Genomic DNA, 23,544 nt, shown 5'->3' with positions numbered 1-23,544 from the left:
CAGTCCGTCCTAGAGGGGATTGCGGGCCTGGCGCGCGACGAGGCGCGCCGGCAGTCCGCCCTTCGGCCTGAGCGTCAGGCGGCAGACGGGTTCGGCCTTGTAGCCGTCGCGAGGCAAGACCTCGAAGCGCTGCGCCAGGATCGCCAGGCACAATGTCGCTTCATCCAGGCCGAAATTCATGCCGGGGCAGATGCGCGGGCCGACGGCGAAGGGGATGTAGGCGAAGGGGTCGATCCGGGCGCCGGACAGGAAGCGCTCGGGCAGGAAGTGATTCGGCTTCTCCCAAAGATCGGGCGAGCGATGCAGCAGCCACGGCGCGATCATGACGAGCGCCGATTTCTCCACGTCGACTGGACCGATGCGATCCGCCTGCAAAGCCTGCCGCGGCAGCAATGGAACGGGCGGATAGAGCCGCAGCGTTTCCTGGATCACCGCACGGCACCAGCGCAGTTGTGGCAGATCGGCGAGCGCGGGAGCCCGCGCGCCGCAGACGCTGTCGATCTCCTGGCGAACGCTCCTCGCAGCCCAGGATGCGTTGGCGAGCAGATACCAGGCCCAGGTCAAGGTCGTCGCCGTCGTCTCATGCCCGGCCATGAAGATCGTCGCGGCCTCGTTTCGCAATGCGGTGACGTCGAGTGGTTCACCGCCGGCCTTCTCATTGCGGCGTATCAGCAGGTCCACCATCGAGCCGGCATCGCCTTCGCCGGCGAGATGGGCGTTGATCACGCTCTCGACGACGTCGTGCACCATCGCGATCGCCTTGCGGCGGCGCCTGCCTCCAAAGGCCGGCCAGCCATTGTCGGCGCCGAGGAAGTAGCCCAGGTTGAACGAGTCCGCGTGGCGCTGATAGGCGCTGAAGCCCTCGATGACCTGCTGCGCCGCATCCCGCGCGATGTTCTTGCCGAACACCGCGCGCGAAATGATCGCCGCGGTCAGGCGGCCCATTTCCTCGGTCAGTTCGATTTCGGAGCCCGGCGGAAGCGCCGCCCATTCCTGCGCGACGGCGAGGGCCGCCTCTTCCATCGTCTGTCCGAACTCCGGCAGGCGGCGTTTGTGGACGATGTCGGCGACAAGCGGCCGGCGCCGCTTCCAGGTCTCGCCATCGCTGATGAAGAGCCCGTCGCCAAGCAGCGCCTCGAGCGCGCGCCGCATCTGCGGGCTCTTGCGCTCGAAATTGCCGTGCCGCGCGACGACGACGTGGCGGATATGCTCCGGATCGTTCACGAAGACGATCTGGCGACCCAGAATGCGAAAGCTATCGATGGTCGAGCGATAATAGGCCTCCGGCCAGACACCGATGAGATTGCTTCTCGCCCCAAGGATGATCTGAATGATGTTCAGGTCATCCGAATGCGGGATCGGATGAGGCGGAACATACTCGTCCGAAGTGATGATCTCCAGATTATCGGGAGACCGATAGAATCTCATCATCAATGGCTCTCAAGCCGCGAATCGCTGACGCATGCTGCGGCTGACAGACATATCCTCGCATCCAAGCGGAAGCGATGCTCCGCCAAGCATATCCCTAACTCCGTCGAGCTGGGCGGCTCCGCGGGGACAGTGGCGTTGTCGAAGCGCAACACGCCGTCTCGATCATCGCGCTGTCGATCCGCCGTCGCGCCTGGAGCGACAATGCCGAGCCGGGAAGCGATGCCGGGCCTGCGCGATGCGTATGCGCTCCGGCGGCCGTCTTCGTCCGGTCATCAAGCCGGCACAGATCATGCCTTCATGCAGAGACGCCAAGGGATTGCGATGGCTGGTGGCTTAGGGGCGCGGGCACGCGGGCGGAGAACAGGCAGCGGAACAGAGTGCGATCCTCGTGGCACGATCAAGTGCGGACGACGCCAACAGCGACCAGCGGGACGCTGTTGCCGTTACGCCATGAGTAACCGATAACAGCGCAAATCGAGGAGCAGGGCATTGCGAGAGACGGGGTATCATGGCGGGTCAGGCGGGCGCTCTTTCATGGGGTCGCTCGCCCTGCAGGCCCGTACGATGAACGCCCTCGCGATCCGCTTCATGGTCACGCGTTACGGGCGCGAGAACATCGGCTTCCTCTGGGTCGTGCTCGAACCGATGCTGCTATGCGTCGGCGTGATGGTCGTCTGGTCCGTCCTGAAAGGCTCGTTCGAGCACGGCGTACAGATCATCGCCTTCGTGTTCAGCAGCTACATGCCGCTGACACTGCAGAGGCACATCATGTCGTCCGGTGTGTTCATCCTGCGCATGAACAAGGGCGTGCTGCTGACACACCGGCTCATTACGCATCTGGATTCGCTGATTTCGAGAATATTCATGGAGTTTCTCGGCGCGACCGCCGCCACGCTGGTGATCTACGCGATCCTGATCGCCACGAGGCTCATCGAGCCGGCCTACAGCTATGAGAACATGCTGCTGGGCTGGCTGATGATGGGCTGCATCGGAACCGGATTTGCCTGCATCTATGCAGGCCTGTCGGAGATTTCCGAGGCCGTCGAAAAGTTCTTCCAACCCGTGCAGTATTTCCTGCTGCCAGTGTCCGGGACCTTTTTCATGGTCGACTGGCTGCCGTCATCGACGCACGAATATCTCTTGCTCGTTCCGACGGTCAACGCGTTCGAGCTTTTCCGTTCAGGCGTGTTCGGCCCAAATGTCGTGACGCACTATGACATGTTCTACGGCTTCTCCAGCGGCCTGATCATGACGGCGGTCGGGCTCTTGCTGATCGAAGCCGTAAAAGACCGGCTCGATGCTTGATGGATTTCGTCGCCGGCGAGCATCTCGACACGCGGCCGGTGCCGGCGCCGGCGGCGCCTTGCTCCCTATTGAAACAGATAACCTATCGGGCTTGAACGACTGACTATGACGAAACAACGCCGCAACTTGTTCTCAGCCGACGACATTGTCATTGTCACCGGTGGCGCCGGGTTCATCGGGTCCAATATTTCGCGACGTCTTGCTGAGACCGGCGTCCGGGTCGTCGTGTGCGACCGGCTCGGACGCAGCGACAAGTGGCGGAATCTGCTGGGGCTGCCCCTGCACGACGTCATTCGCCCGGAAGCGCTTCAGCAGTACCTCGCGACCAACGCCGATAAGATTCCTGCCCTTGTGCATATGGGCGCGATCTCCGCGACCACCGAGCAGGACGCCGACCGGATCCTCCAGGACAATATCCGCGCGACGCTGGACATCTGGGAATGGACGCGCGCCAACGAATCTCGGCTCGTCTACGCCTCCTCGGCGGCAACTTACGGTGATGGTGGGCAGGGCTTCAGTGACGCCATGGACCTCGCTCATCTCAGCGCCCTGAGGCCGCTCAACGCCTATGGCTGGAGCAAGGCCTTCGTGGACCTGCGCGCCGCCAGGCAAACGGAGCAGGGGCGGCCGCTCGGCCGCTGGGCCGGGCTGAAGTTCTTCAACGTCTATGGCCCCGGCGAGGACCACAAGGGCGAGATGCGCTCCGTCATCAACAAGATCATGCCGAAGATCATCAACGGCGAGACGATCGAACTCTTCAGGTCCCACAAGGAGGGCTACGAGGACGGCGGCCAAAAGCGCGATTTCGTCTATGTCGAGGACTGCGTGGCCATGGTCGAGTGGCTGCTCGCCAACCCCGCGATCGACGGCCTGTTCAATGTCGGCTCCGGCACGGCGCGCACGTTCCGTGATCTGGCGAGCGCCACCTTCCGCAGCCTCGGACAGGAGCCTCGCATCCGCTATGTCGACATGCCCGAGATCCTGCGCGGCAAGTACCAATATTTCACGGAAGCGGATATGAGCCGGGCCCGTGAAGCTGGCTTCATGGGCGGCGGCACCTCTCTCGAGGACGGAATCGACGATTATGTGCAGCGCTGGACGGCCTCCCGCTAGTCTGCTCGCCCTCCCCAGGAAATCCTGCTCGCGATGGTGCTCGTGGACAAACGGATTAGCAAACTGAGCCGGCAGGTCCGCGGCTTGCTGGTGCCACGCCGCAACGCGCTGCTGCTCGCCCAGGCCGACGCTGCGCGCGACGCCCGACGCTGGCAGGACGCCCACGACCTCTATCGCCAATTCGTGGCGCTGCATCCGAATCGTAACGGCCTGCTCATGCAGGTCGGCCACTGCCTGAAGGAAATGGGTTTCTGCCGGGAGGCGCTTGCCGAATATCTCGCCGTCTCGGACGAGGTCGACAAGGTGGAGGCCGACTTTCAGGCGGGAGAGTTGCTCAAGCTGACCGGCAACCATCTGGCTGCGCGCTGGGCCTATGCCCGCAGCGCTGCACGCGGCCATCCCGAAGCGGCGGCTGAGCTCGACTACTCGGCGCGCGGCAACCAGCGCCTGCAGAACGATTTCTTCACGACGCCGATCGAGGACGGCGAGGGCGCACCACGGCTGCTCGGTCGGCTGCTCGGACTGGAAGCCGCCCCGCTGGACTGGCGCCGACTGGCCGCAGCCGCCGAAGATGCCGCCATGCACGGCGATGGCGAGATTGCCGGGCTGCTCGGCGATCTCGCGCTGATCGTCGGCGGGCCGATCGCCGAGCGGCAGCCTCTCTACAACGCCATCTTCGGCGCTAGCGGCGCCTGGGCCAGCCGATATGGCACGCAGTTCGGCCCCACGGCCTTTTCCTCGGTCAAGCCGGCCGAGGGCCTGGCCCGGCTGGCCGAAGCGCTCGATTTCTCGGTCGTCCCCCCGGTTTCCGACAGCCTCTCCGCCACCGATCCGCAACAGGGCGAGATCGCGCTGCAGGTCGTGGAAGCGGACGGCTCCACGGAAAGGGCCACCCTGCGGCGTGCCGCGGCCGCCGCGGCCGCGGTCAGGCAGGAGCTGTTCGACGAAGCCGGCCGGCAAGGCGCCGGGCTCGTCGAGGCCATCGCCGCGCTGGCCGAGGCGTTGCCGGCGCGCGGCCGGCCGATCTATGCCGCGCTGCCCCAACAGGGCGCCTACAGCCTCGCCGCCATCGCGACGCGGGTGTGCCTCAACGTGGCCGCGGTGGTCGCCGACCGCCTCGCCGCCCCCTTGCGCACCGCGGCGTCGTCACCGGCCGCGGTGGCCGCGGCCTTTGCCGTGCCGACGCAGCGCGCGACGCTGGCGACCTGTGCCGCCCGTGACTTCGTGCCCGCCGCCATCCTGACCGACGACGGTGACGAGGAGTCGGACAATCGGCAGCGACTCTCCGAACTGATCGCGCTCGGCCTGCTGCCCGGCGGCGATGACGACGCCCCGCAGCGCCTGCTGACGCTGGCGGATCAGGGCCGCCAGGCGCCACTGGCCTACTGGTTCGCCACCATCGCGCCAACGGCTTTGCCCTCTCAGGTCGGCGAGGTCTGCATCCATCTCGCCAATGCGCTGAAACGGCGCGGCGCGGTCGACGCTGCCTTGCTCTGGACGGAGCGCGCGGCGGCCGCCATGCCCGGACGCTACGGCACGGATCTCGGGATCCAGCGCAAGACCAGCGGCGATTTCGCTGGCGCGGCAGAGGCGTTCATCGCCGTCCTCGAGCGCGAGCCCGACCACGAATCGGCGGCGCAGGAGCTCGCTTCGGTCGCGCGCGAATGCATGGAGCCGCAGGCGATCGCGGCGCTGGCCGAGGATCATCCCGGCTTCGGCGCCGTGTATTGGGCGGCCGAGGCGGATATCCGCGAGCGCCTGCGCGAGGCCAGTGCCGACAACGCCTCCGGGTCACTGACGGCCGTGCTCGACATCGCCGATCTGCAGGACGGCGTCGATTTTGGGCCGGAGCGACTGGACTGCCTGCAGATCGGCTGGCTGCGCAGCGAGATCGACGGCAGGAGCTATCCCCGGCTGGTCGGCGTGGTCGCAATCCGGCTCTGCCTCGTCACGCGCGATCCGCCGCTGCGGATGCGCCTGCGCATCGACGGTCGCACGATCGACATCGCCGAGCCTTCGCCGAGCGGGGTCGATGCGAAGGGGCGCGGCAAATACTACGTCAACAGCTGGATCGACACGCGCGAGCTGCCGCGTGGCCCCGCCCGGCTGCAGGCCTATGTCGAGCTCAGGAGTTCGGGTTACCAGGCGCATGAGGAGACCGTCATCATCGACGATCTCCGCCCGGGCGAGGATTACGGGCTATCCGACGCCTTCGTGCCAGCGCCCGGCGAGGCTGCTCCGGAGGCGACGCTCACGGAACGGGTTCTGGCCCTGCCCGCGACGGCGCGCGCCTCGTCGCGCTCGGCTTTCGACCGGCCGGTCGAGCGCGTGCTGGTGATGCGGCTCGACCAGCTCGGCGATCTCGCGACCTCGATGCCGGCGATCAGGCGGCTGCGCCAGATCTTCCCGCAGGCGCGTTTCGAGGGGCTGGTGACGCCGGTCAACGCCTATATCCTGCGCGCCAGCGGCCTGTTCGACGAGGTCTTCACGGTCGATTTCACCTATGACCACGGTACGCGGAAGCGCTGGCTTGGCCGCATGGCCCATGCCGCGCTGCGCCAGCGCTATGCGCAGACGCCGGTCGACATCGCCATCGATCTCTCGCCCGGAGAGGAATCGCGCCCGGTGCTGACGCTGATCAACGCGCGCTACCGCGCCGGCTTCAAGCCGCACCGCTTCGGCTTCCTGGATTTCGGGATCGACCTGCTGACGCGCGATCCCGTCAACCGCAAGGAGGCGGTGTCGCACACCGCGATGATCGGCGCTTTCGTCGAGGCGCTGGCGACGATGTTCGCCCCGCCGCCGCCGCGCTTTCCGGCCGACCCGGCGCTGGCGCGCCATCTGGCGCCGCTGGGGCTGGAGCCGAACGGCTACATCGCCATCCATGTCGGCGCACGGCTGGCGATCAAGCGCTGGCCGCTCGGCCACTACGTCGCGCTCGCCGGTCTGCTGCGCGCCGAGACCGGCCGCGAGATCGTGATGTTCTCGGATGACCCCGTGCCGGCGGACCGGATGGCGCAGATCGAGGCGATCGGCGGCATCCAGGTCAAGGCCGGGCGGACGGAGTTCGAGGTATTCGACGCGCTGGTCTCCCACGCCGCCGTCTTCATCGGCAACGATACCGGGCCGAAGCACCTCGCATCGATGCGCGGCGTGCGCACGGTCGGCGTCCACATGGATCAGGTCAACTGGAACGAATGGGGCCAGGATGGCGAAGGCCTGATCGTCTCCAAGCGTATCCCCTGCTGCGGCTGCGGCATCGAGGACCCCAGCGAATGCGGCAAGGCCATGGCCTGCCTCGACGGGCTGAGCCCGCGCGAGGTCGCCGATGCGGTGGGAAGGGTGCTGGGGCGGGCGAAGAGCCCCGCCGCCACGACGGCCTAGGAGCGTTCACTCGAATAGGCCGAGCGCCACCCTGCTCGGAGCACGCTCCGGTCAGATTGCAACGCAACCTGACCGGATCCAGAGAAGGTCCGTGCACTGCGAGACACGCAACTTCTCGATCTCGCATGTCACCGGGCGCACTTCGCGCGCGCCTTCATCCACCCATCGGGAGGTGCTCCGACGGCGAGCCCGGCGCTGCGCCTACTCGAAAAGCCACGCCTGTAGGCCGGCATATTCGTTCCAGAGCCGACGATCGACACCACCCATATCCTGGAAGACATGTGAGAGGCCTTCGCGGCTGTACAGGCTGATGTGGCCGTTATGCGGGCCGAGATACCACCAATCTCGATCGAGCGACGCAGGATCCCACTGAGCGGTCTGAAATGCAAAAACACCAGGCGACTTAAGGTGGGAGCGAATGAAATCGAAGATCTTCCTCGGGTTAGGCAAATGCTCGATCACCTCGCAAGCGACAATGACGTCAAATTTTTTGTCGCCAAGATCTTTGAGGAACCAATCCTTGCCAACTTTCGGAGGAATAATATCTGTCCCCCAAGTCTTGAGACCAAGACTCCTATGGCTCATATCAAGAAAGCCGCCGATACCGCAGCCAAAATCGAGTATTTCGATCTGATCAAGGCGCCTTTTCAGAAGCTCATTCGCCAGGGCGACCAGGCGGAATGTTTCAGTGACGCGGCCGTACCAATCCGGATCTTGATTATGCCAATAGGTTTCGTCGTATATCTCGGTATGATCTTCCTCATCCAAGGCTGGAGTAAACAGGAAGTTACAATTATCGCACTGATAATACCAGCAATCGTCAGGCTCGTCTGGAATGGGGTGATTGGCGCGCTTGTTATATGGCAGACCAAATTTGAGCCTAGAGTCGGAACCGCAGAGCTTGCACGAAATAATCTTCGGTGCCTGTTCCAGTGTCATCGCTTTGGCGGCCATTGTCGGACCCGTACATGCTGCTAGTCGTCTTGACCTACCCTAGCAGCGTTCCGGATGGAACCGATTTTTCGCTGCCACGCACATGGGCGCATGAGACGTTGCTGGAGTGCACCCTAGCCCTCCTCGCAACGCGCAGTCCGCAATGATTGCACCTCAAAGGGGAGGGGTGGAAGTCTCAAGCAGGGCCTTCCACGACCTGGCAATGATCGGACATTAGATGTGATCTGACGACAGGCAGCTGATCACGATTTTTGAATGATCAATCCGAAGCAGGTGCACGCGAAGCCGTCGATTGAAAGCTTGACGTGCCGCTCATCGCCGCCCCACCACGCCTGCAATTCAGGGCTCAACTGGTGCAGATAAGGTGGCAAATCGATAAAGCGGTCCATGGGTTTGCGGCCGATATTGAAATCGAGTGGGCGCACCTTGTGGCCTGCGGCTTCGAGGCGCGCTGCAATGTCAATGAAATGCGCCCGCTGAAATAATACAGTCGACCAGTTGTCGATCGTTTCGCGATCGTTCGAGAAATTGAACTCCGTCGTATGGACGACGATGCCACCTGGCTTCACCGTCCCCAGCGAATTCTCGATGAACGCAAGTCCTTTCGCAATTGTTCCAAGATGTTCTAGCGCGCACAGAGACCAGCAAAAATCATACGAAACGAGATCCGACGATATTTCGTTCATATCTTCGAAGCGGAATAAGATATTCTGATCGAATGCTTCCCGAGACACCAGATCCGGGTAGAATAATCTGGCTGCCCCCTCAGCCCACTGATTGGTGCTGAGCCACCCCTGAGCGGCATGGCTGGTCGGCGGCAGGTCCGTCACGGTAACTTCGACGCCGCAACTCGCGAGATAGGAGGGAATGGCCTCCGATCCAACGCCGAATCCCAGCCCGCGAGCACCGGGCCGCAGGAGGTCGAATTCGTGGAGCGCCTGCAGGAGAAAGCAAACCTCCCAGATCTTGCGATGCATGACCCTCGCAATCCGAAGCTCCCTCATCCAATGAGCGGCCCATTCGCTTTCGAGGTCCGCCTGAGTCGAAGCTTTGGAGGTGAGCCCGACAACTCTCGCGCTCGTCCCGGTCGGCTCAGGAAGTTCCCTGGCGATTCGATGCGCCAATTCATATCCGAAAAACTTCGTATTGAGCCGTGCGAGATCGATATCTCTCACGATGCTTGCAAGTATACCGGCCGATGGTCGGGCATGCTCGTCGGTTATGCCGGAAAGGATCTCCAATTTCGCTCGAAGATCGTCCAAGTTATCATTCATCGTGGGAAGTCTCGTATCCGAAAACCCATGTTGAAGGCGATAGGTCCGCGACCGTCAAGCTGCCACCGCTTGCATCGGCTAGCTCTGGCTCACATGGACGCATGAGCGGACGGGTCACAAACCCAATCGCAATGCCCCCCCTAGCTCGCGACCGCCCTGTCCGTGACACGACGCCACGATGCACCGTCGGAAAAAACCATCACGGGCCCGGCGCTCTCATTCGAGGCGTAAGCCATCGCACCGGCGCCGACGCTTGAAGGGCTGGGCAGGGTCGCTACGGTATACGACTTGACCTTAATCGGCCCTGCCACGTCGAGACGGGCCGTTGGCGAGAACACCCCGATGCCGAGGTTTCCCTGGCCGTCGAACTGCGCGCGCGCTGCGCCATTGACGTAGACGATGAATGGCTTCTCGCTTGCCGTATCCAGAAACACCTGCGTCGCCGAGACGCCGAGCTGCGCGACTTCCGTCGGGCTGGCTCTGAGCTGGATGCGGCAATCGCCGTCGCCGCTGCTGTCGGCCACCTCGAACTCGGCGGCGGGCTCCGCCACGCCGACGCCGACCCGCCCGTTGCCCGACTTCACCACCAGCGCCTGCCGCAGCCCCGCACCGTCCCGGACCTTGACGCGCAGGTCGTTGTCGCCCGCCAGCCCGATCTCGGCCGCAGTCACGAAGCCGGTCTGAAACTGCAGCGTCCCGACATTGCCGACCGCAGCCTTGTTGAGCACGAGCCGCATATCGTCGCCATCGTGGTTCAACAGCACGGCGGGCGACGAGACCGCGAGCCGGTTCGTCGCGTCCGGCTCGGCATTGACGCCGAAGCGCGATGCGCCGCGAAGCAGCGGGAGCCAGTCGCCGCCGTCGAAGACCACGAACGCGGCCTCGTCGCGCAGGAAAGCGAGCCAGCCGGGCTGCGGCGTGTGGAACAGCCAGGCGGAGCCCTCCGCCGCTGCGATGGTGCCCGCATGGCCGGCCCAGGCGCCGGTCGCGCCGACGGGAACGAGGTAGCGGGCTCCGGTCACCGGCGGCGCCGGCGGCGCCGTCGTGGTGCGGCTTTCGACTGCGAGATGCAGCAGCGCATCGATGATCTCCAGAGCATCGTTGTGGGTGACATGCTTCTGGGCCTGCGCAGCGGCGATACGGGGCATGGCGAGACGGGTGGTGGCGGACATGGAAACCTCCTGTTCCGGATGGACGTTAAGAGATTTTATTCCTATTGTCAAGACGACAATCCCCTTGCCTTGGGTCAGGGAGGCTGACTAAATGGCCTCGATACCCTTGGGGGGGCGATGCTCGATTTTACTGGCCGGCGCGTGTTGATCGTCGGCGACGTCATGCTCGATGTCTATTGCGAGGGCTCGGTTGCCCGGGTCTCGCCCGAGGCCCCCGTCCCCGTCGTGCTGATGTCGGCCCAGCGCCATGTTCCCGGCGGCGCCGCGAACGTCGCGGCGAATGTCGCGAGCCTAGGCGCGGATGCACATCTGGTCGGCGTCGTCGGCGAGGACGACAATGCACGGCTGCTGCACCGGATCATGGGCGGCCGGTTCCCCGCTGTCGCCCTCGGCGACATCGTGGTGGCACCGCAGCGCCCCACCACGACCAAGACGCGGATCATCGGCAACAATGCACAGGTCGTGCGGCTCGACCACGAGCATGCGGCCCCGCTCGACGCCGAGACAGAGCGTCAGCTGCTCGACCGCGTCGAGGCGGCCTTGCCGCATTGCGACGTGGTGGTGCTGTCGGACTACGCCAAGGGCGTCTGCACGGATGCCGTGATTCGCGGCGTCATCGCCCGCGCCACGAAGGCCAGGAAGCCGCTTCTGGTCGATCCGAAGCGGCGGGATTTCTCGGTCTATGCCGGCGCGACGATCATCAAGCCCAATCTCAAGGAGCTCGAGGCGGCGACACACCCGATCGAGGCCGATGACGAGGCGGTCGAGCGGGCGGCCCGCTCGGCGGCGATTCTCACCGGAGCCAGCATCATCGTCACCCGCTCCGAGCGCGGCATGTCCTTCATCGAGGCAGAAGGCCCGGCGATCCATATCCCGACCGCGGCCCGTACCGTCTTCGACGTCTCGGGCGCCGGCGACACCGTGATGGCGGCCCTCGCCGTGGCGCTCAACCCCGACGCCCCGGCCGAGGGCGCCGCCCATGCCCTCGCCATCGCCAACGCCGCCGCCGGCATCGTCGTCGCCAAAGCCGGCACGGCGACCGTCAGCACGGCCGAGATCGCAGCGGAAATGGCGCGTCCCTCGCAGCTGGCGGGCCGCTCGTCGGCCAAGATCGCGACGCGGGCGCAGGCCCGCGCGATCGCCGCCGGCTGGCGCGCGCAAGGGCTCGTCGTCGGCTTCACCAATGGCTGCTTCGACCTGCTGCATCCGGGCCATATCCAGCTGCTCGAGCGCAGCGCCGAGGCTTGCGACCGGCTGATCGTCGGCCTGAACACCGACGCCTCCGTGAGCCGCCTGAAGGGGCCGACGCGCCCCGTCCAGAACGAAACGGCGCGGGCGCAGGTCATGGCCGCACTGGGCATGGTGGATCTCGTGGTGCTGTTCGAGGAGGACACACCGGCAGAGATCGTGGCAGAGCTGCTGCCGCAAGCGCTGATGAAGGGCGCGGACTATACGGTCGAGACCGTCGTCGGCGCCGACACGGTGATCGCTCATGGCGGCCGCGTCGTGCTGATCGACCTCGTCCCCGACAACTCGACGACAGCGCTGGTCAAGCGGGCCATGAACGGCGCGGCGCCGCAATAGGACAGCGGCCGCGTCATGGAGGCGAAAGTGGACCAAACCGGCGAGAGACGCGCCGTTTTCTTCGATCGCGACGGAGTCCTCAACATCGATCACGGCTATGTCGGCCGGATCGAGCAGTTCGAATGGATGCCCGGAGCGAAGGCGGCGATCGCCCGGTTGAACAAGCTGGGCTACCTGGTCTTCGTGGTCACCAACCAGTCCGGTGTGGCGCGGGGCTACTACTCCGAGGACGACGTCGCGACGCTGCACGGGCACATGGCGGCGGAGCTCGCTGCGATCGGTGGGCGCATCGACGCCTTCCACTATTGCCCATTCCTGCCGGGAGCGACGGTCGCGCGCTATGATCGTGACTCGCCGCTGCGCAAGCCCGCGCCCGGCATGCTGCTCGAATTGATCGCGCGCTTCGGCATATGCCGCGAGACCAGCTTCATGATCGGCGACAGGCAGAGCGACATGGAGGCGGCAAGCGGCGCCGGTATCGAGGGGCTCCTGTTCGACGGTGGCGATCTCGACGCCTTCGTCACCGACTACCTCACCGCCAGGAAGATCATCGCGTGAGCCTTTCGGCGCTGCGGAACTGGGCAGTCGAGCAGGCCCTGCCGGTCTGGGGCAGCATTGGCTTCGATGCCGAGCACGGCCAGTTCGTCGAGCAGATCGGCTTCGACAGGCAGCCGATGCTCGAGGCCTCGCGACGCGTGATGGTGCAGGCGCGGCAAATCTATGTCTTTGGACTGGCCCATGAACGGGGCTGGTTCGCCGATGGTGATCGGCTCGCGCTTTCGGCCTATCGGCAATTGATCAAGCGCTATGGCACCGACGGTGCCGGAACCGCGGGATGGGCGTTTGCCACCGATCGGCAGGGGCGCGTCGCCGACTCGACCCGGGATCTCTACGCCCAGGCCTTCGTGCTGCTGGCGCTTGCGACCATCGCGCGTCTGGACGGAGGCACAGGGCCACTCAAGCTGGCGCGCGAGACTCTCGCATTCCTGGATGCCCGGATGGCCTCGCCTTCCGGCGGCTATCTGGAGGCGCTGCCGGCGACATCGGTGTCGCGCCGGCAAAATCCGCACATGCATCTGCTCGAGGCGCTGCTGGCCTGGCATGAGGTGGCTCCCGAGGCCGGCTTCGACGCCAGGGCCTTGCAGATCGCCCGGCTGCTGAAGGCGCGCTTCCTCGTTCGGCTCGGCGACAAGACAGCCCTTGTCGAACATTTCGACGCGACGCTGGCACCTCTCGGCGGGCCGGATTTTGGCTTCGAGCCCGGACATCACTTCGAGTGGGCCTGGCTGCTCGGCGAATGCAAGAGGCTTACCGGCGAGGACTTCTCGCACGAGGCCGAATCACTATGGAGCAGCGCGACGCGATCCGGCTTTCGCGACGACGGCGCCATCTTCGACGAGGTCTCGCTGACCGGCAGGTTGATTCAGGGCGGCGTCAGGCTCTGGCCGCTGACCGAGGCGATCAAGGCCGAGCGCCTCGGCTACGTTTCTCCGGAAGGCGGTCAGAAACGCGATGCAGACACGCTCGCGCAATCGCTGCTGAAGCAGTTCATCGAACCGGCTCCCGCGGGATTGTGGTTCGATCACTTCGATCGCGATGGGCGGCTCAAGAGGAACAACGCTCCGGCGAGTTCGCTCTATCATCTCTGCTGCGCGCTGGCGCAGTATCCGGATTGCCCGTCGAACGCATCGGCCGGATGATGGGTTCGTGGGCGCGCTGGTTAGATCTCGCCCGCGCCAAAGCCGCCACTCTCACTCTGAGCGGCTGCATTCATGAGCAGAAAAACGGAAAGCCTTGGTGCCCCTGGCCGGGATCGAACCAGCACTCCTTGCGGAACTCGATTTTGAGTCGAGCGCGTCTACCAATTCCGCCACAGGGGCCCCTTGCGGGCGGCCGGACTATAGCGATCGGCGTTGCCCGGTCAATCTGTTGCGGTGCATCGGAATGCGGCGGCGGCGGATGGACGTAGCCTGCCCCTGTCGCTAGAGCAGCGCCATGATCAAGCGCCTCTATGAGTGGACGATGTCGCTGGCCGCGCGGCCCAGAGCAGAGCTCTGGCTCGCCATCGTCGCCTTCGTCGAAAGCTCGTTCTTTCTGATCCCCGCCGATGTGCTCTATGTGCCGATGGCGCTGACGCGGCCGTCGCGGGCCTATCGTTTCGCGCTGGTCGCAACGCTGTTCTCGACGCTGGGCGGCATCCTCGGCTATGCGATCGGCTACTACGCCTTCGAAGCATTGGCGCGGCCGGTGCTCGCCTTCTACGGCAAGCTCGGCGCCTTCGAGGCGCTGCGCGCCTGCGCCGGACCAGACACCACGCTGCTCCTGCTGACGACGTCGGGGCTGGCGCATCTGCCCCCGATCAAGGTGGTGACCATCCTGGCCGGCGCCGTCCATATCGGACTCGGCTTCTTCGTGCTGTCCTGCGTGCTGGCCCGCGGCTTCCGCTTTTTCGCGCTCGCCTTCCTGCTGCGGCGCTATGGCGCGACGATCCGGCACTTCGTCGAACGTCGCCTGAAAGTGATCGCGGTGGTGGCTGCGGCCGTGCTGATCCTGCTGTATTTCGGCCTCAAGCTGGTCGCAGGCTCAGGCCAGTTCCTGTCCTGCTGAGGCCCTGGCCCATGACATCCGTTCCCGCTCCCGCCACCGCGGCGCGAGCCCTGATCACCCCCTCACGCCTCATCCTTCTGATCGGACTCGCTTGCCTCGCTCTGATCGCAGGAGCCTGGTTCTTCGAGCTCGTCTGGGGCCTGCGCCCCTGCAAGCTCTGCCTGGAGCAGCGCGTGCCGCACTATGCCGCGATCGGGCTTGCCGCTGCGGCGCTCGTCCTGGCGAGGTCGGCCAGGCTGCGATGGCTCGCCCTGTTCGGGCTCGCCGGGCTGATGGCCTGGAGCACCTGGCTCGGCGTCTATCATTCCGGCGTCGAATGGGGCTGGTTCGCGGGCCCGAACGATTGCGGCGGTGCGGCGGCGCCTGCGGCGGCAGGCATGCAGGACTTCATGAAGCAGCTCCAGACGACGCGCGTCGTGGCCTGCTCGGAGGCTGCCTGGCGCTTTCTGGGCCTGTCGCTGGCGGGCTGGAACGCGCTGGCATCGCTCGGACTGCTGGGACTTGCGCTGAGCGGGCTGGTCAGGCGGCCGCGCGGATGATCGCGCGCCTCGCGACGGGAATCGCGGGGGTCAACTCGGCAGCTGATCGTCGGTCTCCAGCCCAGCGCAACTCCATAGGTCGGAAGCCGTCAGCGGGTGCCTCCATGGTGGCGCGCCTTTGCCGCTGCAATCGAAGAAGGGGCGCTGCCGCGCCCCTTCTGTCTCCGATCCTCGGTCGGGTCGATCGGCACGCCGGGCCTCAATCCTTCACGAAGGCGAGCAGGTCCGGATTGATGACGTCCGCATGGGTCGTCAGCATGCCGTGAGGATAACCGGCATAGGTCTTCAACGTGCCGTTCTTCAGCAGCTTCACGGAAATCCTCGCGCTGTCGTCGATCGGGACAATCTGGTCGTCCTCGCCATGAAGCACGAGGGTGGGAACGGTGATCGCCTTGAGATCCTCCGTCTGGTCGGTCTCCGAGAACGCCTTGATACCGTCGTAATGCGCCTTGGCGCCGCCCATCATGCCCTGGCGCCACCAGTTCCAGATCACGCCCTGATCGACCTTCGCGCCGGCGCGGTTGAAGCCGTAGAAGGGGCCCGTCGGCAGGTCGAGAAAGAACTGCGCACGATTGTCCGCAAGCGCCTTGCGCAGGCCGTCGAAGACGTCGATCGGCAGGCCGCCGGGATTGCCTGCGGTCTTCAGCATGAGCGGCGGAACCGCGCTCACGAGCACCGCCTTGGCGACGCGCCCCTGCGGCTGGCCGAACTTCGCGACATAGCGCGCAACCTCGCCGCCGCCGGTGGAATGGCCGATATGGACGGCGTTCCTCAGATCGAGATGCTCGGCGACCACCGAAGCGTCGGCGGCATAGTGGTCCATATCGTTGCCGACATCGACCTGCGACGAGCGGCCGTGACCGCGACGATCATGCGCCACGACGCGGTAGCCATTCGCGAGGAAGAAGAGCATCTGCGCGTCCCAGTCGTCCGAGGACAGGGGCCAGCCATGGTGGAACACGATCGGCTGCGCGCTCTTCGGGCCCCAGTCCTTGTAGAAGATCTCGACGCCGTCCCTTGTCGTGACGAATGCGCTGGTCATGGTCCTTGTCCCTTCGGGCGATGAGATGATGTGATGCAGCGCGGTTCGCCGGCCGGAAGCCGAGATCACCGGGCTGCGCTGGCCCAGGAACGCTAGGCGACGGATGGCGCCTGCTGAATTCTACGCTCGGTTGGAGCGACTATACGAAGGTGTGCCTCGCGGGCGGATCAGGATGCAGGCCCGAGCGCGGTCGACAGGTGGCGCGCCATCGCATCGACATCGACCGGCTTTTCGAGGAACGCGCAGGCGCCGGCCGCCATCACCTTCTGTCGCGTCGCTTCCGTCGGGAAGGCGGTCATGAAGATGATCGGAAACCCATGCCCGACCCGGATCAGCTCGGCCTGAAGCTGGTCGCCCGTCACGAGCGGCATCTGGATGTCGCTGATCAGGCAATCCGGCGGCTCGATCTCGCAGGCGGCGAGAAAATCCGCCGCCGTGCCATAGCTGCGGACCTCATAGCCGAACGAGCGAAGCAAGCTCGTCAGCGAACTTCGAACCCCCTCGTCGTCATCCACGACGGCAATGATCGGCGTCCGTTTCATCCGTGTCTGTCCTTCGTGCGAGCTGGCGCACGAAAGAGCGTCCGATGCGCGTCCATATCCTGATATTGTCGATCAAGGCCGCGGTTGGAATCATACACTGGTTTGCAGGACGCTACGTCAGCCGCCGGAAACGCCGAGGGCCTGAGCCTTGCGCACAAGGTCCGCCAGCGTGCGCACGCCCATCTTGCGCATGACATTGCCGCGGTGGATCTTCACCGTGATCTCGCTCAGCCCGATGATGCCGGCGACCTGCTTGTTCATCAGCCCGGAGACGACATGAGCCATCACCTCGCGCTCGCGCGGCGTGAGCGTCTCATATTCGGTGCGGAGATTGCCCATGGAGGCCGCGGCGCTGCGCCGTACGCGGTCGCGCTCCACCGCAGTCGTCACCGCGTCGAGCATGTCCTGATCGCGAAACGGCTTGGCGAGGAAGTCGATCGCTCCGGCCTTCATGGCCTGGACCGTCATCGGAATGTCCCCGAAGCCGGTCATGAAGACGATCGGCAATTCGATCCCGTGCTGCGAAAGCTGTGTCTGGAACTCCAGGCCGCTGATGCCCGGCAGGCGGACGTCGAGGATGATGCAGCCCGGCACATCCGGCAGCGCCGCCTGGAGCAACTCGGCGGGTGACGCACAGAGCCTGGTCTGCATCCCGACAGAGCGGAGCAGGCTGTCGAGCGATGCACGTACGGCGCTGTCGTCATCGACGACGATGACGATCGGTTCGCTCGGGGCGCCCGCGGGCTGCGGATTAGATGCGGTGTGTCGGATCATGAGATGCATCGCCTTCCCGGACTGGCAGGCTCAGCCGAAACGTCGCCCCTGTGCCCACCGCGCTTTCGACGGATAGCGTTCCGTCATGAGCTTCGGCGGTGGTCCGGCAGATCGCAAGACCCATGCCCATCCCGTCCGGTTTGGTGGTGAAGAAGGGATCGAACAGCCGGCCGATCTCGTCGGGCCCGATACCGGGGCCGGTATCGGCCACGGTGACCTCGACCATGCCAGCGCCCACAAGCGACGCGCGGACGCAAAGGAGCCGTGCTCCAGCCTTACCCGCCATGGCCTGGCTCGCATTGACCATGAGATTGACGAGCACCTGTTGCAGCTGGACCCGATCCCCGCTGACAGGCGGCAGGTTCGGATCGATGTCGGTGCGCAGCTCGATGCGTCCCCGCGCCAGCTCCCGCTCCACCAGTTGGGTCGCCTCCTCGGCGATAGCGGCGATGTCGACTTCCGCCTTCTGCGCCGGGGCCTTCTTGAGGAAGGCCCGGATCCGCTTGACGATCTCGCTGGCGCGCCGCCCTTCCGCGATCACGCGCCCGATTGCGGCTTCGACCTCCTTGAGGTCCGGCGTTTCCCGCCGCAGCCAGCGCATGCCCGCCTCGCCGCTGGTCACGACCGCCATCAGCGGCTGGTTGACCTCATGCGCGATCGAGGCGGTCAGTTCTCCGAGCGTCGCCACCCGCGCCGCATGGGCCAGCTCCGCCTGCGCGGCAAGGAGCGCATCCTGCGCCTGCTTGCGCTCGCTGTTGTCGATGACGAACACCAGCACGTTGTCGGCGTCCTCATGCCGCCGGGGAAAGGTGATCGCGAAGAGGACGGGGATACGACGCCCGTCAACGGCCGTGATCTCCGTTTCGCCCTCGTAGAACGTCTCGCCACGGGCAAAGGCCATCAGTGCGGACGGGAATGTCCGGTCGCTTTCGCTCAGGATGTCATCGACCGACGACAGCAGATGCGACGCGCTGCCGGCTGCGGCCATCGCCAGAAACGCCGGATTCACGTCGACGATCTTCGTCAGCTTGCGGGCCCGATCGATGAAATCCGGATGCCTGGCGAGATGAACGCTCAAGGCCGCCTCGTCCGGCGCATCGAGGCGCGCGAGTTCCGCGCGAATAGCCGTCCAGTCCTCCTCGATGACGCCGATCCGGGTGGCGTCGAACATTCGGCGATAGCGCCGCTCGCTCTGGATGAGCGCAGCATGGGCGGCCTGCCGTTCGGTGACGTCGGTATGCGTCTCGAGAACATCGGTCGGCTTTCCCGAACGGTCGCGCTGCATGGCCCAGCGGCTCTCGACGATCAAAGCCTTGCCGCCCTTGGTGCGCTGCTCCAGCCTGCCGTCCCAGCGCCCGGTTTCGAGAAGGGTCGCCTCGACTGCTTCGCGCGGCTCCGAATAGCGGGTCCTGAGCAGGTCATCGGCCATGCGGCCGACCGCTTCGCGCGCTGTGAACCCGTAGACCTCTTCTGCCGCATTGTTCCAGAAGCTGATCACGCCAATTCGGTCCCTGACGAAGATCATGTCGTGCGACAGGTTCAGCAGCCTTGCCTGGGAGGAGAGGGTCTCCGTCGCCTTCTGGCCATGGAGCGCCAGCAACGCCACGATGCCGATGGCGGCCAGGCTGACGAGCGCCCGCAATGTCGGCGAGCCGACATGACGCAGCCCATGCGAGTCGACATAGGCGATCACGGTCAGGGCGATGCTGGCGGCAGCGGCGACGATGATATCGGTGCGCCGCGCCGTCCGCGCCGCCAGAAGAACGACGACGACGTAGAGCACGGCCACCGCTCCTTCGAGCGGAGTCAGCGTGTCGATCAGGAAGATGCCCAGCGCCAGCAGGATCGCCGCAGCCCGGAAGGCGATCAGGCTCATGGGGCTTCGTTACCCGGGCACGCGTTCATGGCAGCAGTCCTGAATGCGGCATCTTCGCCGATTTGCATGGGTTCGTCGCGGTGCATGCGTCGGCCTCACCGGCTCGCTAGTGTCGCATGCTCGCGTCCAGGTCGATCGCATGCAAGCGCGGCCGGCTCAACAGCGGCAGCTCGACCGAGAAGGTCGATCCCTCGTTCTCGACCGAGCGAACCGAAATGGGATGGCCGAGCATATCCGCCGTCTCGCGGACGATGAGGAGACCGAGGCCGAGCCCCTCGAGACCGCGTGCCTGGCTTCCCCGCTCGAAGGCGTCGAAGATGCGCGACAGATGGGTCGGTGGAATGCCGCAGCCGGTGTCGTTGACCTCGATACCGATCCGGTCGCCCTGCAGCCGGGCCGCGACGCGAACCCGACCGCCGCGACCGCTGAACTTGATCGCGTTGCCGACGAGATTGCGCAGGATCGTCGCGAGCATCCGCGGATCGGTTTCCACGAAGACCTGCGGCAGATCGAACGCCAGCTCCGTGCCGCAGATCTCGGCATAATGGCGCCAGTCGCGCTCGACACGCCCGGTGATGTCCTGCAGCAGGACGACTTGCGGCTCCGGTGTCAAGGCGATGCCGCGCTGAGAAAGCCGCGCCATGTCGTCCAGCTCGTTGTTCAGGCGACGCAGCGCGTCAGTCGCCACGGCGAGGCGGCCGGTCGCGCACCGGGCTTTGCCTTCATCGACGGCTCGCGCGATGGCCAGCAGGGCAACCTGGAGCGGCTGCTTGAGATCGTGCCCGGCAACGGCCATCAGCAGGGCCATCGAGCGGCGCGACGCCTCGGCCCGCTCGACAGCCTGGTCCTCGATCACCCCGGAAGAAATCTCGATCTTCATGTCGCCGCACCCCGATGGCTTGTCCCGTCACTCTGACGGAAATCGGGCGAAGGGAAATCATACAGGGGTTTAGTTCCTCCCCTCCACGCGTCCCGTCTCCCGCCGCCGTGACGGCGTAGCTCGCACACCGTTGCCATCGGACGATTCCGGCGCCGGCTCCGGCGCCATAAACCCAAGTATGACCTAACGAAACCAGCGGTCGATATCGCGCCGGCGGCGGCATTTCTAACGTTGGGGGTGTCGGGGTCGCGAGCCCCGTGACCTGACGTGCTTCATCTGATTTCCGCGGGCTCGCGCCCGGCCCGGACAGATGGCTCGTCGCAACGCGAGGGATGGCCATGAACGACCTTTCACTGAGCGCACGCCGCGCCGCTGCCCTGCGGACACCGACCGATCTCGGCATGCAGGCGACCGCAGACATCGCCGGGGCGCTGACGGCCCTGCTGGCGGACATGTTCGCGCTCTACATCAAGACCAAGAATTTCCACTGGCACATGTCGGGACCGCATTTCCGCGATTACCACCTGATGCTCGACGAACAGGGCGACCAGATTCTCGCCACCACCGACGTCATCGCCGAAAGGGCGCGCAAGCTCGGCGGCACGACGCTGCGTTCGATCGGCCACATCGGGCGTATCCAGCGCATTCTCGACAATGATGCCGACTTCGTCACGCCGTCGGACATGCTCTCGGAGCTCGCCGACGACAACCGACGCCTGACCGGCTTCCTGCGCGCCACCCACGTCGCCTGCGAGGATCATAACGACGTCGCCTCCGCCAGCCTGATCGAGGTCTGGATCGACGAGGCCGAGCGGCGCAGCTGGTTCCTCTACGAGACCACGCGCGCATCGCGCTGACGCTCGCAATCATCGCGCCCCGCAAGATCCATGGAGCGAACCATGCCGAATGCCCGTCTCTGTACGCCATTGCCGGCCGGCACGCCGGCCCCTGCCTTCAGCCTGTCCGCGACACCGGACCAGCGCGTCTCTCTGGAAAGCCTGCGCGGTCGGCCGGTGATCCTGGCCTTCTACCCCGCGGATTGGAGCCCCGTCTGCGGTGACCAGATGGCGCTCTACAACCAGATCCTGCCTGAATTCCATCGTTCGGCAAATGCCCAGCTCATCGGCATTTCCGTCGACGGCGTCTGGTGCCATGCCGCCTTTGCCGCCGCCCGCAACCTGCACTTCCCCCTGCTCGCGGATTTCGAGCCGAAGGGTGCCGTCGCGCGCAGCTACGGCGCCTATCGCGAGGAAGACGGCCTGTGCGAGCGCGCTCTCTTCGTCATCGATCGCGCCGGCATCATCCGCTGGAGCTACCTGTCGCCGCTCGGCATCAATCCCGGCGCCGACGGCATTATCGAGGCACTTGATGGACTTGAAGCGCAGCAAACTTCGGAGGCTGTTGGTCAATGAGCCGGCTTATTATCCCCGTTGATCAGAGAGATCATGCAATCGGGCCGTCCGACGCCCCCATCACCTTGGTCGAGTATGGCGACTACGAGTGCCCCTATTGCGGCGAGGCCTATCCGATCATCAAACAGGTGCAGCGGCTGATGGGCGACCAGCTGCGCTTCGTCTTCCGTAATTTCCCGATCGCCGAGCTGCATCCTCACGCCGTGCGCGCTGCGGAATTCGCCGAGGCGGCGGCCGGGTCTGGCAAGTTCTGGCAGGCCCATGACCTGCTGTACGAGAACCAGACAGCGCTGGGCGATGCCGATCTGATGGCCTACGGTGCGAAACTGGGCCTCGCGTCCTCGGCACTGGCGGAAGCCTTCAATGGCCGCTTCGACGACGCCTTGCGGGCGGATTTCATCGGCGGCGTCCGGAGCGGCGTCAACGGCACGCCGAGCCTGTTCATCAACGGGCTGCGCTACGACGGCAGGCGCGATGTCCGAGATCTCGTCGATGCCCTGAGCCTGGCGACACGAGACGTTTCCTTTGTGCCCGCTACCAACCACGACCGCTTCTGACTTCCTGCGACGAAAGGAATGCGACGATGAGCGAGGGCACGAGATCCTTCCGCTACCAGCTTGAGAAAGCCGAGCCGCGCACGGGAGCAGGCGGCATCACACGCGGTGCCTCCATCCGCGAGTTTCCGGCCAGCATCGGCATCGCAGGCGTCTCGATGCGCCTCGCGCCCGGCTCGATGCGTGAGCTGCACTGGCATGCGAACGCCGCCGAATGGGCCTATGTCGTCTCCGGGAACTGTCGCACCACGGTGCTCCATCCTGACGGTGACTCGGCGACCGACAGCTTCGGACCTGGCGATGTCTGGTATTTCCCGCGCGGCTGGGGCCATTCCATTCAGGGACTGGGCCCCGGCGAATGCCATTTCATCCTGATCTTCGACAATGGCGATTTCTCCGAGGATCACACCTTCAGCATCACCGACTGGCTGGCGCACACGCCACCGCAGGTCGTCGCCCAGAATCTCGGCCTGCCAGCCTCGGAACTGGCGCGCCTGCCCTCGGGCGAAGCCTATTTCGCGCAAGGCCCGGTTCCCGACGACCAGTCTGGGCTTGCAGCGCAACGACCAGCCGCCGAATTGACGACCAGGCATCGCTACCCGCTGATGGCCCAGCAGCCCCGGCGCGTAGCTGGCGGTGGCACCCAGCGCGTCGTCACGGTCGACGAATTTCCCATCTCCACGACGATGGCGGGCTCGATCCTCGAGATTCAGCCCGGCGCGATGCGGGAGCTGCACTGGCATCCGAATGCGGATGAGTGGCAGTACTATCTCCACGGCGAAGCCGAAATGGCGGTCTTCCTCGCCGAAGGCCAGGTCGTGATCGAACGCTTCGAGGCTGGCGATATCGGTTACGCTCCGATGGGCGCCGGGCACTATATCCGCAACACCGGCTCATCGGTCCTGCGGTTGCTGATCGGTTTCAACAGCGGACGCTACCAGGCGAACGACCTCTCTGCCTGGCTGGCATCGAACCCCGTCGATGTGATCGCCACGAATCTCGGCCTGCCGCAGGAGGTGGCAGCGCGGCTGCCGCACCGCACCAGCTTCATGATCCCGGGTCCCTGATCGAGAGCGAGCGCCACAGCGCGCAACGGGTTGA

21 protein-coding genes and 1 tRNA gene are annotated in these 23,544 nt (G+C 65.3%); 12 read left to right on the top strand and 10 right to left on the bottom strand.

The features are described from left to right. Nucleotides 1-9 precede the first annotated feature (9 nt). Nucleotides 10-1,431: a cytochrome P450 gene (locus tag VGN82_RS09230; protein ID WP_327526707.1), complete on the bottom strand. Its 1,422-nt coding sequence runs from the start codon at nucleotides 1,429-1,431 to the stop codon at nucleotides 10-12. A gap of 534 nt (nucleotides 1,432-1,965) precedes the next feature. Here VGN82_RS09230 and VGN82_RS09225 point away from each other — a divergent pair. The 3 genes from VGN82_RS09225 to VGN82_RS09215 all read left to right on the top strand — a co-directional run bounded on the left by VGN82_RS09225 (nucleotide 1,966) and on the right by VGN82_RS09215 (nucleotide 7,233). Continuing rightward, complete coding sequence (locus VGN82_RS09225; protein ID WP_327526706.1) at nucleotides 1,966-2,736, top strand: ABC transporter permease; 771 nt, start codon at nucleotides 1,966-1,968, stop codon at nucleotides 2,734-2,736. A 144-nt stretch (nucleotides 2,737-2,880) separates the two neighbouring features. Then, nucleotides 2,881-3,849, top strand: a complete 969-nt coding sequence (rfaD, locus tag VGN82_RS09220; protein ID WP_327526962.1) for an ADP-glyceromanno-heptose 6-epimerase — start codon at nucleotides 2,881-2,883, stop codon at nucleotides 3,847-3,849. 42 nt (nucleotides 3,850-3,891) lie between these two features. After that, complete coding sequence (locus VGN82_RS09215) at nucleotides 3,892-7,233, top strand: glycosyltransferase family 9 protein (protein ID WP_327526705.1); 3,342 nt, start codon at nucleotides 3,892-3,894, stop codon at nucleotides 7,231-7,233. Nucleotides 7,234-7,434: 201 nt separating this feature from the next. On the opposite strand, the gene VGN82_RS09210 is transcribed toward VGN82_RS09215, so the two are convergent. The 3 genes from VGN82_RS09210 to VGN82_RS09200 form a co-directional block, all read right to left on the bottom strand. Continuing rightward, nucleotides 7,435-8,187 (bottom strand): class I SAM-dependent methyltransferase, encoded by a 753-nt coding sequence (locus tag VGN82_RS09210; protein WP_327526704.1) that lies wholly within the window; start codon nucleotides 8,185-8,187, stop codon nucleotides 7,435-7,437. 242 nt (nucleotides 8,188-8,429) lie between these two features. Further along, complete coding sequence (locus VGN82_RS09205; protein WP_327526703.1) at nucleotides 8,430-9,461, bottom strand: methyltransferase domain-containing protein; 1,032 nt, start codon at nucleotides 9,459-9,461, stop codon at nucleotides 8,430-8,432. Between the two features lie 140 nt (nucleotides 9,462-9,601). After that, on the bottom strand, nucleotides 9,602-10,633 hold the full coding sequence (locus VGN82_RS09200; protein ID WP_327526702.1) for a DUF2793 domain-containing protein: 1,032 nt from the start codon (nucleotides 10,631-10,633) through the stop codon (nucleotides 9,602-9,604). Nucleotides 10,634-10,750: 117 nt separating this feature from the next. On the opposite strand from VGN82_RS09200, the gene rfaE1 reads away from it, so the two are divergent. From rfaE1 to VGN82_RS09185, 3 genes are read left to right on the top strand one after another with little or no spacing between them, the layout of a single operon-like run. Further along, on the top strand, nucleotides 10,751-12,217 hold the full coding sequence (gene rfaE1, locus VGN82_RS09195) for a D-glycero-beta-D-manno-heptose-7-phosphate kinase (protein ID WP_327526701.1): 1,467 nt from the start codon (nucleotides 10,751-10,753) through the stop codon (nucleotides 12,215-12,217). A 27-nt stretch (nucleotides 12,218-12,244) separates the two neighbouring features. Next, the gene (locus VGN82_RS09190) at nucleotides 12,245-12,775 is read left to right on the top strand and encodes a D-glycero-alpha-D-manno-heptose-1,7-bisphosphate 7-phosphatase (RefSeq protein WP_414644246.1); all 531 of its coding nucleotides are present in this window, start codon (nucleotides 12,245-12,247) and stop codon (nucleotides 12,773-12,775) included. Beyond that, nucleotides 12,772-13,917 carry an AGE family epimerase/isomerase gene (locus VGN82_RS09185; RefSeq protein WP_327526699.1) on the top strand — a complete coding sequence of 382 codons (1,146 nt, stop codon included), beginning with the start codon at nucleotides 12,772-12,774 and terminating at the stop codon, nucleotides 13,915-13,917. The genes VGN82_RS09190 and VGN82_RS09185 overlap by 4 nt, the downstream gene beginning before the upstream one ends. A gap of 95 nt (nucleotides 13,918-14,012) precedes the next feature. On the opposite strand, the gene VGN82_RS09180 is transcribed toward VGN82_RS09185, so the two are convergent. Beyond that, a tRNA-Leu gene (locus VGN82_RS09180) sits at nucleotides 14,013-14,097 on the bottom strand. A gap of 115 nt (nucleotides 14,098-14,212) precedes the next feature. Here VGN82_RS09180 and VGN82_RS09175 point away from each other — a divergent pair. Together VGN82_RS09175 and VGN82_RS09170 are read left to right on the top strand one after the other, a co-directional pair. Continuing rightward, nucleotides 14,213-14,824, top strand: coding sequence for a YqaA family protein (locus VGN82_RS09175; protein ID WP_327526698.1), 612 nt, complete (start codon nucleotides 14,213-14,215; stop codon nucleotides 14,822-14,824). Between the two features lie 11 nt (nucleotides 14,825-14,835). After that, nucleotides 14,836-15,363 carry a disulfide bond formation protein B gene (locus VGN82_RS09170; RefSeq protein WP_327526697.1) on the top strand — a complete coding sequence of 176 codons (528 nt, stop codon included), beginning with the start codon at nucleotides 14,836-14,838 and terminating at the stop codon, nucleotides 15,361-15,363. A 199-nt stretch (nucleotides 15,364-15,562) separates the two neighbouring features. On the opposite strand, the gene VGN82_RS09165 is transcribed toward VGN82_RS09170, so the two are convergent. The 5 genes from VGN82_RS09165 to VGN82_RS09145 form a co-directional block, all read right to left on the bottom strand. Then, nucleotides 15,563-16,405 carry an alpha/beta fold hydrolase gene (locus VGN82_RS09165; RefSeq protein WP_327526696.1) on the bottom strand — a complete coding sequence of 281 codons (843 nt, stop codon included), beginning with the start codon at nucleotides 16,403-16,405 and terminating at the stop codon, nucleotides 15,563-15,565. 167 nt (nucleotides 16,406-16,572) lie between these two features. Next, the gene (locus VGN82_RS09160; RefSeq protein ID WP_327526695.1) at nucleotides 16,573-16,947 is read right to left on the bottom strand and encodes a response regulator transcription factor; all 375 of its coding nucleotides are present in this window, start codon (nucleotides 16,945-16,947) and stop codon (nucleotides 16,573-16,575) included. Between the two features lie 117 nt (nucleotides 16,948-17,064). After that, nucleotides 17,065-17,721, bottom strand: a complete 657-nt coding sequence (locus VGN82_RS09155) for a response regulator transcription factor (RefSeq protein ID WP_327526694.1) — start codon at nucleotides 17,719-17,721, stop codon at nucleotides 17,065-17,067. Beyond that, the gene (locus tag VGN82_RS09150; RefSeq protein ID WP_327526693.1) at nucleotides 17,699-19,597 is read right to left on the bottom strand and encodes a PAS domain-containing sensor histidine kinase; all 1,899 of its coding nucleotides are present in this window, start codon (nucleotides 19,595-19,597) and stop codon (nucleotides 17,699-17,701) included. Before VGN82_RS09150 ends, VGN82_RS09155 begins: the two co-directional genes overlap by 23 nt. A 106-nt stretch (nucleotides 19,598-19,703) precedes the next feature. Then, the gene (locus VGN82_RS09145) at nucleotides 19,704-20,477 is read right to left on the bottom strand and encodes a sensor histidine kinase (protein ID WP_327526692.1); all 774 of its coding nucleotides are present in this window, start codon (nucleotides 20,475-20,477) and stop codon (nucleotides 19,704-19,706) included. Nucleotides 20,478-20,815: 338 nt separating this feature from the next. Here VGN82_RS09145 and VGN82_RS09140 point away from each other — a divergent pair, with 338 nt between their 5' ends. The 4 genes from VGN82_RS09140 to VGN82_RS09125 are packed head-to-tail and all read left to right on the top strand — an operon-like array spanning nucleotide 20,816 to nucleotide 23,510. Further along, complete coding sequence (locus VGN82_RS09140) at nucleotides 20,816-21,334, top strand: Dps family protein (RefSeq protein WP_327526691.1); 519 nt, start codon at nucleotides 20,816-20,818, stop codon at nucleotides 21,332-21,334. Nucleotides 21,335-21,364: 30 nt separating this feature from the next. Then, nucleotides 21,365-21,889 carry a redoxin domain-containing protein gene (locus VGN82_RS09135; RefSeq protein ID WP_327526690.1) on the top strand — a complete coding sequence of 175 codons (525 nt, stop codon included), beginning with the start codon at nucleotides 21,365-21,367 and terminating at the stop codon, nucleotides 21,887-21,889. Then, nucleotides 21,886-22,446 carry a DsbA family protein gene (locus VGN82_RS09130; protein ID WP_327526689.1) on the top strand — a complete coding sequence of 187 codons (561 nt, stop codon included), beginning with the start codon at nucleotides 21,886-21,888 and terminating at the stop codon, nucleotides 22,444-22,446. The genes VGN82_RS09135 and VGN82_RS09130 overlap by 4 nt, the downstream gene beginning before the upstream one ends. A 26-nt stretch (nucleotides 22,447-22,472) precedes the next feature. Next, a complete protein-coding gene (locus VGN82_RS09125; RefSeq protein ID WP_327526688.1) occupies nucleotides 22,473-23,510 on the top strand; it encodes a cupin domain-containing protein in 1,038 nt (345 codons plus the stop codon). Nucleotides 23,511-23,544 lie beyond the last annotated feature (34 nt).

Origin of the sequence: Allobosea sp. (assembly GCF_035999205.1) — a bacterium.
Classification (GTDB): domain Bacteria; phylum Pseudomonadota; class Alphaproteobacteria; order Rhizobiales; family Beijerinckiaceae; genus Allobosea.
Note: the sequence above shows the minus strand (reverse complement) of the source record. Positions and strands in the feature narration are given on the sequence as shown.

Excerpts from the sequence above, each read along its gene's own strand:
- VGN82_RS09200 (WP_327526702.1), bottom strand. The coding sequence starts at position 10,633 with ATGTCCGCCACCACCCGTCTCGCCATGCCCCGTATCGCCGCTGCGCAG.
- VGN82_RS09135 (WP_327526690.1), top strand. The coding sequence starts at position 21,365 with ATGGAGCGAACCATGCCGAATGCCCGTCTCTGTACGCCATTGCCGGCC.
- VGN82_RS09155 (WP_327526694.1), bottom strand. The coding sequence starts at position 17,721 with ATGATCCGACACACCGCATCTAATCCGCAGCCCGCGGGCGCCCCGAGC.
- VGN82_RS09175 (WP_327526698.1), top strand. The coding sequence starts at position 14,213 with ATGATCAAGCGCCTCTATGAGTGGACGATGTCGCTGGCCGCGCGGCCC.
- rfaE1 (WP_327526701.1), top strand. The coding sequence starts at position 10,751 with ATGCTCGATTTTACTGGCCGGCGCGTGTTGATCGTCGGCGACGTCATG.
- VGN82_RS09160 (WP_327526695.1), bottom strand. The coding sequence starts at position 16,947 with ATGAAACGGACGCCGATCATTGCCGTCGTGGATGACGACGAGGGGGTT.
- VGN82_RS09140 (WP_327526691.1), top strand. The coding sequence starts at position 20,816 with ATGAACGACCTTTCACTGAGCGCACGCCGCGCCGCTGCCCTGCGGACA.
- VGN82_RS09145 (WP_327526692.1), bottom strand. The coding sequence starts at position 20,477 with ATGAAGATCGAGATTTCTTCCGGGGTGATCGAGGACCAGGCTGTCGAG.
- VGN82_RS09225 (WP_327526706.1), top strand. The coding sequence starts at position 1,966 with ATGGGGTCGCTCGCCCTGCAGGCCCGTACGATGAACGCCCTCGCGATC.
- VGN82_RS09230 (WP_327526707.1), bottom strand. The coding sequence starts at position 1,431 with ATGATGAGATTCTATCGGTCTCCCGATAATCTGGAGATCATCACTTCG.
- VGN82_RS09130 (WP_327526689.1), top strand. The coding sequence starts at position 21,886 with ATGAGCCGGCTTATTATCCCCGTTGATCAGAGAGATCATGCAATCGGG.
- VGN82_RS09170 (WP_327526697.1), top strand. The coding sequence starts at position 14,836 with ATGACATCCGTTCCCGCTCCCGCCACCGCGGCGCGAGCCCTGATCACC.
- VGN82_RS09165 (WP_327526696.1), bottom strand. The coding sequence starts at position 16,405 with ATGACCAGCGCATTCGTCACGACAAGGGACGGCGTCGAGATCTTCTAC.
- VGN82_RS09210 (WP_327526704.1), bottom strand. The coding sequence starts at position 8,187 with ATGGCCGCCAAAGCGATGACACTGGAACAGGCACCGAAGATTATTTCG.
- VGN82_RS09150 (WP_327526693.1), bottom strand. The coding sequence starts at position 19,597 with ATGAGCCTGATCGCCTTCCGGGCTGCGGCGATCCTGCTGGCGCTGGGC.
- VGN82_RS09205 (WP_327526703.1), bottom strand. The coding sequence starts at position 9,461 with ATGAATGATAACTTGGACGATCTTCGAGCGAAATTGGAGATCCTTTCC.
- VGN82_RS09125 (WP_327526688.1), top strand. The coding sequence starts at position 22,473 with ATGAGCGAGGGCACGAGATCCTTCCGCTACCAGCTTGAGAAAGCCGAG.